This is a genomic window from Parafrankia colletiae (genome assembly GCF_001854655.1).
Taxonomy (GTDB): domain Bacteria; phylum Actinomycetota; class Actinomycetes; order Frankiales; family Frankiaceae; genus Parafrankia; species Parafrankia colletiae.
Genome location: NZ_MBLM01000110.1, coordinates 145,687 through 155,944 on the forward strand (window position 1 = coordinate 145,687; position 10,258 = coordinate 155,944).

General features: G+C 70.8%; 8 protein-coding genes and 1 pseudogene. 5 read left to right on the forward strand and 4 right to left on the reverse strand.

All coding sequences use genetic code 11. The annotated features are described in order from the left end of the window. Nucleotides 1–117 precede the first annotated feature (117 nt). Both CC117_RS14370 and CC117_RS14375 read right to left on the reverse strand, forming a co-directional pair. Nucleotides 118–1,692, reverse strand: coding sequence for a long-chain-fatty-acid--CoA ligase (locus CC117_RS14370; RefSeq protein ID WP_071084326.1), 1,575 nt, complete (start codon nucleotides 1,690–1,692; stop codon nucleotides 118–120). 297 nt (nucleotides 1,693–1,989) lie between these two features. Then, on the reverse strand, nucleotides 1,990–2,229 hold the full coding sequence (locus tag CC117_RS14375; protein ID WP_116287789.1) for a hypothetical protein: 240 nt from the start codon (nucleotides 2,227–2,229) through the stop codon (nucleotides 1,990–1,992). A 643-nt stretch (nucleotides 2,230–2,872) separates the two neighbouring features. Between CC117_RS14375 and CC117_RS14380 the strand changes: the two genes are divergently transcribed. Next, complete coding sequence (locus CC117_RS14380) at nucleotides 2,873–5,029, forward strand: hypothetical protein (RefSeq protein WP_071084328.1); 2,157 nt, start codon at nucleotides 2,873–2,875, stop codon at nucleotides 5,027–5,029. 79 nt (nucleotides 5,030–5,108) lie between these two features. Here CC117_RS14380 and CC117_RS14385 read toward each other — a convergent pair whose 3' ends face one another. Further along, complete coding sequence (locus CC117_RS14385) at nucleotides 5,109–6,053, reverse strand: alpha/beta hydrolase (RefSeq protein ID WP_071084329.1); 945 nt, start codon at nucleotides 6,051–6,053, stop codon at nucleotides 5,109–5,111. A 44-nt stretch (nucleotides 6,054–6,097) separates the two neighbouring features. Then, entirely contained in the window at nucleotides 6,098–7,039 is a 942-nt protein-coding gene (locus CC117_RS14390) for a LysR family transcriptional regulator (protein ID WP_071084331.1), read from the reverse strand. 165 nt (nucleotides 7,040–7,204) lie between these two features. On the opposite strand from CC117_RS14390, the gene CC117_RS14395 reads away from it, so the two are divergent. From CC117_RS14395 to CC117_RS39010, 4 genes and pseudogenes are all read left to right on the forward strand, one after another. Beyond that, entirely contained in the window at nucleotides 7,205–8,086 is an 882-nt protein-coding gene (locus tag CC117_RS14395) for an SDR family NAD(P)-dependent oxidoreductase (protein ID WP_071084333.1), read from the forward strand. A 60-nt stretch (nucleotides 8,087–8,146) separates the two neighbouring features. Beyond that, the gene (locus tag CC117_RS14400) at nucleotides 8,147–8,926 is read left to right on the forward strand and encodes an SDR family NAD(P)-dependent oxidoreductase (RefSeq protein ID WP_071084335.1); all 780 of its coding nucleotides are present in this window, start codon (nucleotides 8,147–8,149) and stop codon (nucleotides 8,924–8,926) included. 24 nt (nucleotides 8,927–8,950) lie between these two features. Then, the gene (locus tag CC117_RS14405; protein ID WP_071084338.1) at nucleotides 8,951–10,099 is read left to right on the forward strand and encodes a sulfotransferase family protein; all 1,149 of its coding nucleotides are present in this window, start codon (nucleotides 8,951–8,953) and stop codon (nucleotides 10,097–10,099) included. Nucleotides 10,100–10,158: 59 nt separating this feature from the next. After that, a pseudogene (locus CC117_RS39010) lies at nucleotides 10,159–10,258 on the forward strand (sulfate adenylyltransferase subunit CysD); the annotation flags it as partial.

The window sequence follows — 10,258 nt, forward strand, 5'->3', positions numbered from 1 at the left end:
ACRCCCGGCCTGGTGGAACCACCAGGCGACGGCATCCTCGGCGGCGAGGGTGTCGGGGTGGCTGGGGTCGAGGCTCCGGTGACGGCTCTCCTGGACGTCCGATGACCAGGGGGTCGGTCAGGAGAGCTCGCGCTTGAGGATCTTGCCGGTGGCGGTCATCGGCAGCGTGTCGACGAACTCCACGATCCGTGGGTACTTGTAGGCGGCCATCTGCTCCTTCGCCCACCCGATCAGTTCGTCACCGGTGACGGTGGCACCCGGTTCGCGGATCACGACGGCCTTGATCTCCTCCCCGTGGCGCGGGTGCGGGACTCCGATGACGGCAACGAGCGACACATCCGGATGGGTCACCAGCACCTCCTCGATCTCCCGCGGGTACACGTTGTACCCACCTCGGGCGATCATGTCCTTGGACCGGTCGACGATGTAGTACCAGCCGTCCTCGTCCCTGCGGGCCAGGTCGCCGGTGCGGAACCAGCCGTCCCGGATGACCTCCGCGGTCTCGTCGGGACGCCGATGGTAGCCCTTCATCACGTTGTGCCCGCGGACGGCGATCTCGCCGATCCCGGCCGGGTCGGCGAGCTCGTCCCAGGTGTCACGCTCGAGAAGGGTCATCTCGACGCCGCGGATCGGCAGGCCGATGGAGCCGACCCGCGGCGGCTCGCCATACGGCGAGAACGACGCCACCGGCGAGGTCTCCGACAGCCCGTACCCCTCCAGGATGGTGACGCCGAACTGCTTCTCGAACTGCCGGTGCACCTCGACCGGCAGCGCCGAACCTCCCGAGACGGCAACCCGCAGGTTGCGCGCGAGTGCCGCGGTGTCGATCGACGGGTCCTGCCCGAGCGCGTTGCGCAGGCCCCAGTACATGGTGGGGACACCGGCGAACATCGTCACCCGCTCGTCGAGCATCAGCCGGATCGCCGCGCCCGCGTCGAACCGGGGCAGCAGCACCACGGTGCCACCGAACGCGAACGCCCCGTTCTGGACGACCGTCTGCCCGAACGAGTGGAACAGCGGCAGCGCGCCCAGGTAGGTGTCGGGACGGGAGATGTCGGAGCCGAACTGGTCCCGCCCGGCGAGCGCGTTGTCCCGCATGTTGCGGTGACGCAGCTCCGCCCCCTTCGGCCGCCCGGTGGTACCCGACGTGTACAGAATGACGGCGGTGTCGTCATCGTCGCGCGCGACGGTCGGGAACGTGGACGGCTGGCCGGCGACGGCCCGCGCCAGCGTCTCCACCGGGCGCGCCGAGGTTCCCGCCACCGGGGACGGCGCGGCCGGGTCCAGCGTGATGACGAAGAAGTGTTCGCAGCCGGGAGTGTCGGCGAAGCCGGCGAATCCCTCCTGCGCCACGGGCAGCTCGGCGGAACCCTCGAAGCAGAAGTAGGCCCGGGCCTCGGAATCGCCCAGGTGGTAGGCCACCTCGCGGTGGCGCAGCAGAACGTTGAGCGGGACCACGACCGCGCCGGCCTTGAGGATGCCGTAGTACACCACCGTGAAGTGCGGAATGTTCGCACACGTCAGCGCGACCCTGTCGCCAGGACGAATCCCCCGGGCAACCAGCAGGTTCGCGACGGCGGCCGCGGCGGCGTCCACCTCGGTGTACGTCAGCCGCGACGATCCGAGGACAACCGCCTCGCGGTCGGGACAGGTGGCGGCGGTGTCCTCCAGGAGCTGCGCCAGGTTGGYCATGTCCGCGTCCTCTCGGTCTCGAACGCGGCGACGCGATCCGGCCTGACCTGCCGGATTCGCCGCCCGTTCTCGGTCTCACCGCTGCCCTGCCCCGTACACGTGACCGAAATACCGCTGATCGGCACGAGCCGGGCGTCGCAAGGTGCAGTGATGACAGAGTGACCGAGGGAGACAGCCATGGGAAGACGCAGCGTACGGAGAACAGGTCAACGGGCCGCAGTGCCGTCATCCCGTCGGCGGGATGAACTGTGCGGCGCGTCAGTGCGGCGCGTCAGTGCGGTGCGTCAGTGCGGTGCGTCAGCTGTGCGAGTGCGCCCAGCGCAGCACCCGGCGACGCTGGACCGGGCGCTCCCGCTCCACCCGGCCGGACACGGGGCGGCGGGGGCCCGCGACGGCCTGGGGCTCCGGCAGCGCAGCGGGGGCGCCGAGGGTCAGGAAGGTCTCCTCGGGGCCGAAGAACCAGGAACGGGCAGAGCTGCGCACAGCCGGCATCGTGCGTGTGCCGGGACGGGCGAAGGCGTGGACGACGTTCATCACGGCAGGCTCCCAGGTGCAGAGAAAAGACTGGCGACGGCGGCCGATCGCACAGCCACCGTCTTTATGGTGCGCTCATTCCGGAGCTTTTATGAGCCCTCTGGACGTGACCTGAGACGCACCCACTCGCACAAGAATATATTGTGATCCACGCCCGTGGCCCACGACACAAAACGGCCCACCGAACCCTCGGAGCCGAGGAATCAGGGTTGCCCGGATCACATTCCCCCATCCTTCGGTGACGCATGTCACTGGCATCTGGCCGGCGCTCGAGGTGTTCCAGCTCACGTGCATTCTCTGCGTCCCGGCGGCGCGGCGGCCACCGCAGACCGACTCCCTCGGGCGGATGCCCGTGCACCGATGGCGGTCGGGTCAGCCCGGCAGCACCGACATCCGCTTCATCTGCCCGGCCCCTGCCGGCCTGGCGTGGAACACCACGTTCGGGGGTACCGCGGCACGTTCCGGCGATTGGCCGGAGCCGGCGAACTTACACTCGCCGTCCGCATCGGCGGTCCAGGACCGACCGGAGAGTGAGGCGAGGTCGAGAATGACACGAGCTCCGAACCGTGGCGGGCGCCGGCACTGGCGAGAAGGGGGCCGGCCCGGAGGCTTCCGGCCGGGCCGAACGAGAACGACGGGCCAGGCGGTGCTGCTCGCCGTCAGCCTGGCGGCAACGGCGACACTGGTGTCCTGCAGCGACGACTCCCCGGCCGAACCAGCGGGGCGAGCCGACGTCGGACGTCCCTTACAGCTGCGCGACGGCGCACTTCAGGGGCCCGCCTGCACACCGGGGCCGCAGGGTGGCACCGCCCTGTTCGTCACCGACCGGTGTGTGGACCCGACGCTGAACCAGCCTTTCGTCGACCGGGACGAAAAACAGGACATCACCGACCCCTCCACGGATGTCACCGTCCACGTGCGCCACATCCACGGCGGTTTCACCGGCACCAGGRCAACGTTCTCGCTCTACTTCCCCGAGCGTTATCAGGGCCGCTTCTTCCATTCGACGTATCCGACGCTGTCCACCGACGAGGCCGCACCGAACACCGTGGCCTTCGCCGTCTCGAGCGGGGCGTATGTCGTCTCCACGAACAACGCCGGTGGCCTGCCTGCTGCCGGCGACATCGCCGGTTACCGGGTCAACGCGGCGGCGGCGAAGTTCTCCCGGACGGTCGCGGCRCAGGTCTACGACGATCCTGCCCGCCCCCGCGGCTACATCTACGGGGCGAGYGGCGGTGCGTACCAGACGATCGGCGCCCTGGAGAACACCGAAGGCGTGTGGGACGGCGGGGTGCCGATGGTCCCCGGCACGCCGAACGCCATCCCGAGCAGCATGACCACGCAACTGCTGGCGCTGCGGGTTCTGAAGCCCGTCTTCCCACAGATCGTGGACGCGATGGAGCCTGGCGGCAGCGGCGACCCCTACGCCGGCCTGAACGAGGAGCAGCGCGCGGTGCTGCGCGAGGCGACCCGGATCGGCTTCCCGCTGCGTGGCTGGTGGGACCACGAGAAGATGAACGGCGGTGCCTTCTTCGCGGTCGGCGGAGGGGTGCGCGTTCTGGACCCGACCTATGTCGACGACTTCTGGTCGAAGCCGGGCTACGCCGGCACCGACCCGGCGTCGTCCGCCGGGGCCGCGCGCGTCCGGCACGAGGCCGAGGTCACCGCCCGGGCGGACGACCCCGGTACCGCCGCCCGGCCAGCCCTGCGGGACGTCCAGGGCACGCCGACGATTCCGGCCGCGCCGCCCGGCAGRCTGACTCTCAGTGCCGCGCCGGCCGGGGAGCTGGCCGGAGCCGACCTCGTCGTGCTCAGCGGTGCCGCCGCCGGGAAGACGGTGCCCCTCGGGGCGGTGGAGGGGAACACCATCACCTTCGGGACCGGCGCGGACAGGTCGGTGACCGACACGATCCGACCCGGCGACCGGCTCCGTCTCGACAACTCGTGGATCATCGCGCTGCAGTACTACCAGCGTCACCAGGTCCCGGCACCCGGAGAGTACGGCTGGGACCAGTTCCGCGGCCCGGACGGCGCGCCGCTCCACCCGCAGCGCCCGCTCCTCGTCGGGCCGACGTTCGCGCAGGCGGCCAGCGGCGCCGTCCCCACCGGCACCTTCCACGGTAAAATGATCATGCTGGGTTCGCTGCTCGACACCGAGGCCTTCCCGTGGCCGGCCGACTGGTACCGCCGGGCGGCGCAGACCCACCTCGGTTCCGGCCTGGACGGCTCCTACCGGCTGTGGTTCATGGACAACGCCGGCCATGTGCCGCCGCGTGACGCGGCCGTCGAGACCCACATCGTCCGGTACCTGTCGGAGCTGCAGCAGGCCCTGCTCTACCTCGACGACTGGGTCACCCACGGGACGGCGCCGCCGGCCAGCACCAGCTACGAGGTCGACGGTGAGACGCAGATCCACGTGCCGGCCGGCGCCGGCGAGCGCCGTGGCGTCCAGCCGGTCGTCGACGTCAGGGTCACCGAGGTCGACGACCGCGAGATCCGGCCCGCCGCGCGCGCCGACGCCCGCGCCGGCCAGCCGGTCACCCTCGCCGTCACCGCCGAACTGCCGCCGGGGGCCGGCGAGATCGTCCGGGTGGAGTGGGACTTCGACGGCACCGGCGCCTACGCCGAGCGGCCCGAGATCGACCCGACCGACGGCACGGTCCGGCTGACCGCCACCCATACGTTCGACCGGGCCGGAACGTACTTCCCGGTCGCCCGGGTCACCGCGCGGCGGGCCGGCGCCGGGGACAGCCCCTACGGGCTCGTCCAGAACCTCGCCCGCGCCCGCGTCGTCGTCCGCTGACGCGAGAACTGCGCACGGTGGCGGGCTGTCGCCGGCCGACAGAGCCGGCGGCAGCCCGTCAGGTGCGGGTGGCAGCCCGTCAGGTGCCGGTGGCTGGCCCGTCCAGGAGGGTCTGGCGCAGCCAGGCACGCGCGGCGGCCAGGTACTCGACGCTGATGGTCGTCTCCGACGCCCAGGTTTCGAAGCCGTGCGGCGCCCCGGGCACCGCGTGGAAGGTCGTCGGCACCCCGGCGGCACTCAGCCGCTGGGCGTAGGCGCGGTCCTCGGCGAGGAACAGGTCGACCTCACCGACTCCGATCCAGGCGGGCGGGAGCCCGGCCAGGTCCTCGCGCCGGGCCGGCACCGCGTACGGCGGCACCGGGGCGGCGGAGCCGGGGTCGGCGCCCAGGTAGGAGCGCCAGCCGAAGCGGTTCAGCCGGTTGCTCCACACCGGGTGCGCCGGGGAGTCCAGGTCACGACGGGCGGCCGTGCGGTCGTCCAGCATCGGCGCGTGCAGCCACTGGGCGGCTGGCCGGGGGCCGCCGCTCTGGTCGTGCAGCCGCTGGATCAGGGATGCCGCGAGCCCGCCGCCGGCGCTCTGACCGCCGACCGCCACCCGCGACGGGTCCACCCCCAGTGCCGCGGCCTGCTCCTGCAGCCACTCCCAGGCGGCCTGGCAGTCGTCGAGCGGGACGGGGAACGGGTGCTCGGGGGCCTTGCTGTACTCGATGGCCACGACGGGGATGCCGAGCTCGAGGGCGGTGCCCGCGCACTGGCGGTGGTCCTGGGCGACGGCGCCCATCACCAGCCCGCCGCCGTGGATCCACAGCAACGCGGCATCCGAACGGCGGGTCTCCGGACGGTAGACCTGCAGGCCCTGCCCCACCTCGGGATACTGCTCGACGGTGACCCCGGCGAACGGGGGCGCCGGCAGCCGGCCGATCGCGAACCGCGCGAAGCGCAGCACCGGTGCCCGGTACACCGGCAGTCGCGGTGAGCGGCGGAGCCTGGCGCGCAGTTCCGGCGCCACCTGGGCGGACGACATACGCCGGGATGCTAGCCCAAACCTCTGCGTACGGGGAGAAACCTCTACGCCTCAGACAGCGGTGGGGACAGGCGCGCGCCCCAGACGCCGGACCCGACCAGCCGAGCCGCCTCCTCGCGGATGATCTCACCGACCCTGGTGGCGAAGCCGCGGGGCAGTTCGAGGTTCGCGGTGACGGCGACACCCAGCTGCCGGGTCAGGGACGGGTCGCACAGCGGGGCATAACGCAGTTTCCTCGCGTCGATCTCGGCGGCGCACGCCGACAGCGGCAGCACACCATAACCGCGCCCCGCCTCGATGAGGCTTTTCGTGACCTGCAGCGAATCGGTGGAGAATCGGGACTGCAGCCGGTGCTTGAGCCGCAGCGCGGTGTTCTCGACGCTGGTACGGATTCCGCTCGGAGACGCGGGAAGAATGAGCGGGCGGCGGGCGAGTTCGGCGAACTCGATGGCGGTGCCCGGCTGCAGGTCCGACGTACGACCGCCGACGAGCACGAGATCCTCCACCAGCAGGTCGTGATAGAAGAGACGGCCGTCCTGGACGGGGTCGATGACCGAGATGTCGACAGCGCCCTTCAACATTCCCTCGACGAGCACGTCCGTGCTGGCGACGCTTATCTGGAAGTCGACCCTGGGGAATGCCGCGCTCAGGCCGTCGAGCAGTGGGGAGGCGAGGATACCGGTGGCGGTGGCCGGCAGGCCGATGTGCAGGCCACGCTCGACCCGCGCCAGCGGGGACCCCACGTATCGCATAGCGAGCTCGAGCTGGCGCAGCGGCGCGGCGGTGGTCGCACGCAGCCGCTCCCCCTCCTCGGTGAGCTGGACGCCGCGGGCCGTGCGCCGGAACAGGGTGACGCCGAGATCCTCCTCCAGCAGCCGTACCTGGCGACTCAGCGCCGGCTGGGCGATCCCCAGCGTGTTGGCCGCCCGGTTGATCGAACCCTCGTCCGCGATGCGTAAGAAGTACCTCAGACGATGAGTGTCCATGTCGCGGATGTTACCCCAGTTATACCGATCCTGTATATCTGAGCGCCGAATTTTGTATTGGCAGCCCGCCGCCACATCGCCCTAGCATCGCTCGAAACAGTCGCGACGGGGCGTACTGCCGTTCGGGCGGTACACCCTCGCCGGCACGGCGACAGGAGATCTCCCATGCGCGTGGAGGAACAGGAAGAACAGGACTGGTCTGCGGCGATGGGGCTCGACCGGCTCCCGACGCACATCATCGAGAAGCGTGTGAGCGATCTGTTGGACCTGAGGGGCCAGAAGGCGATCGTCACCGGGGCCGGCGGCGACGGACTGGGCCAGGCCATCGCCAATCGCCTGGCCGGTTCCGGCGCCGATGTCGCGCTTGTCGGCCGGACTTTCTCCAAGGTCGAGCGCAGGGCCGCGGAGGTCGAGAAGCGCTGGGGCGTGAAGGCCGTTCCGATCCGCGCGGACATGTCGGACTGGGACCAGGTGCACCAGGCCGTGGCGGAAAGCCGGGAAGCTCTCGGCGGCCTGGACATTATGGTCAACAATCCGGTGATGGTCTCGGCCGGCGCCTTCGAGAACTTCACGAAGGACCAGATCGACGGGACGGTGCTGGGCAGCCTGACCATGATGATGTACGGCGCCCACGCCGCCCTGCAGTACCTGGTTCCGCAGGGGTCCGGGCGCATCATCAACATCGGGGCGGTCGGCGGGCGCGTCCAGCAGCCCGGCCTCACGGTCTACTGCGCCTGCAAGGCCGGCGTCATCGGCTTCACCCGCAACCTCGCCCACGAGTTCGCGCCCCGGGGCATCAACGTCCTGGGTGTGGCGCCGGGCATCATGATCAAGCCCGACATGAAGCGGATGATCCTCGACCCGCAGAACGAGGGTGACCTCGCTGGCCGCACCACTATCGCGAACGCGCTGAAGAACCAGGTCCAGCTGGGTCGCGTCTGCCTGCCCGAAGAGGTCGCCAACATGGTTGCCTACCTCGCCTCGGAGGCCGCCAACTACATGTGCGGCCAGACCATCGACGTGGCCGGCGGCCAGTGGATGGGGTGAGCCCGCGCCCTTTGACGTCACCTCGGACCCGGACATGGTGGAGCATTGTGGAGACGGTGGATGCGCGGACTCGCAGGTAGGACCTTCGTCATCGCGGGCGGGGCGACCGGCATCGGTGCCGGGGCCGCGAAGCGGCTCGGCGAGGAGGGCGCCAACGTCGTCGTCGGCGACATCAACATCGACGGGGCGACGACCACCGCCAAGGAGATCACCGGAGCCGGCGGCCAAGCCGTCGCCGTCCGTTTCGACCTGGCGGACGAGGCCTCCGTCCAGGAGCTGGTCGACGCGACGCTCGCCGAGTACGGTGCCGTCCACGGCCTGTTCAACGTCGGGGCCGACCTGTCCCCGGGCAACCTCGGGCGCGACCGGACGCTGCTCGACACCGACCTCGACGTCTGGCACCGCACCCTGGACGTCAACGTGGTCGGCTACGTCCGGACGTCCCGCGCCGTGCTGCCGCACCTGCTCGCGAACGGCGGCGGCAGCATCGTCAACACGTCGTCGGGCGCTGCGGTCAGCGGCGGYAGCGGCGACCAGCTCCGGCCCGCCTACGCGGCCTCGAAGTCGGCCGTCCACGCGCTCACCCGGCACATCGCCGGCAACTGGGGCCGCCGGGGGGTGCGCTGCAACGGCGTGATGCCGGGCCTCGTGATGGGCGAGACGCAGGCGCAGCAGAACGACGTCGAGCTGCAGCAGCGGTTCCTCACCCAGGTGCCGACAACCCGGCTGGGCCGCCCGAGCGACCTGGCGGCGACCGTCGCGTTCCTGCTCTCCGACGACGCCGAATGGATCAATGGCCAGGTGTGGGCCATCGACGGTGGCGCCAACATGCGCGCCTGATCGTGGACGACCAGGGAGATCACCATGGGATTACAGGACGAGCTGCTCGACGAGGCCCGGGCCGAGACCGGCCTCACGGACTTCGGCGATGACTCCTTCCGGGAGGGTCTCGAACGGCTCACCCGCTCGCTGGAGACGGAAGCCCGGCTGAACACGACCGGGCAGGCCGTGCTCCGCAAGCTGCTCGGCGGGCTGCTGTCGCAGCGGCTGCAGGTCGAGGACTGGTACCGGCGTCACCCCGAGATCGACGACGAGGCGATCGTGGCCCCGCTGATCGGCCTGGGGCTGCCCCGCACCGGATCGACGGCACTGTCGTTCCTGCTCGCCGAGGACCCGCGGGCCCGTTCGCTGCGCACCTGGGAGGCGTCGCAACCCTGCCCGCCGCCCTCCACGGGCGACGGCCTGGACAGCCGACTCGACGACAGCCGCTCGGACGCCGAGTTCCGCGCGACGAGCTCGCCGCGGCGCGCCAAGCTCGTCCCGGCCAGCGCGACCGGGCCGACGGAGTGCCATGGCCTGCTGGCGCTCGATTTCAAGGCGCACTACTTCCAGGCCTTCGCCTACGTCCCGTCGTACTCGAAGTGGCTGCTGGAAAGCGCCGACCTGACCACCAGCTACCGGTACGAGCTGCGCGTCCTGAAACTGCTGCAGTGGGGTTCCCCGGCGCAGCCGTGGCGGCTGAAGTGCCCCGCCCACCTGCTGTTCCTGGCCCAGCTCGACGAGGCGTTCCCGGACGCCCGGTTCGTGATGACGCACCGGGACCCCGCCGAGGTGATGGTGTCATCGGCCGACCTGTACGCGGCGGTGGCCCGGTCCTACTGCGACGAGATCGACCTGCGCTACCTGGGTGCGCTCAACGTCGAGCACTGGTCGGTCGGGATGGAACGCGCACTCGCGTTCCGGGACTCCGGCGCCGACGGCAGATTCTACGACATCGACTTCCGGGCCATGCAGCGCAGGCCACTCGAGGAGGTGCGCGGGCTGTACGCCTGGCTGGGCGAGCCGGTCACCGAGGAGTTCGAGGCCGGAATGGCGCGGTGGTGGCGGGAGAACGCGGAGAAGCGGGAGGCCAACGTCCACCCCGAACCGGCCACCTTCGGCATCGACATCGACGGGATCCGGCCGCTGTTCGCCGACTACACCGCGCGCGCGGCACGCTGGGCCGCTCGCTGACCACAGATCACGAGAGGTCAGGCCGGCCCTGTGGGGCCACCGGCGGGAAGGGCGGGCCGATGACGGGTCGACTGACGCATCTGCAGCGGCTGGAGGCGGAGAGCATCCAGATTTTCCGGGAGGCCGTGTCGGAGTGTGAGCGGCCGGTGATGTTGTATT

Bases quoted from the DNA above. Each gene is read 5' to 3' on its own strand.
- CC117_RS14385 (WP_071084329.1), bottom strand. From the start codon at position 6,053: ATGTCGTCCGCCCAGGTGGCGCCGGAACTGCGCGCCAGGCTCCGCCGC.
- CC117_RS14390 (WP_071084331.1), bottom strand. From the start codon at position 7,039: ATGGACACTCATCGTCTGAGGTACTTCTTACGCATCGCGGACGAGGGT.
- CC117_RS14395 (WP_071084333.1), top strand. From the start codon at position 7,205: ATGCGCGTGGAGGAACAGGAAGAACAGGACTGGTCTGCGGCGATGGGG.
- CC117_RS14405 (WP_071084338.1), top strand. From the start codon at position 8,951: ATGGGATTACAGGACGAGCTGCTCGACGAGGCCCGGGCCGAGACCGGC.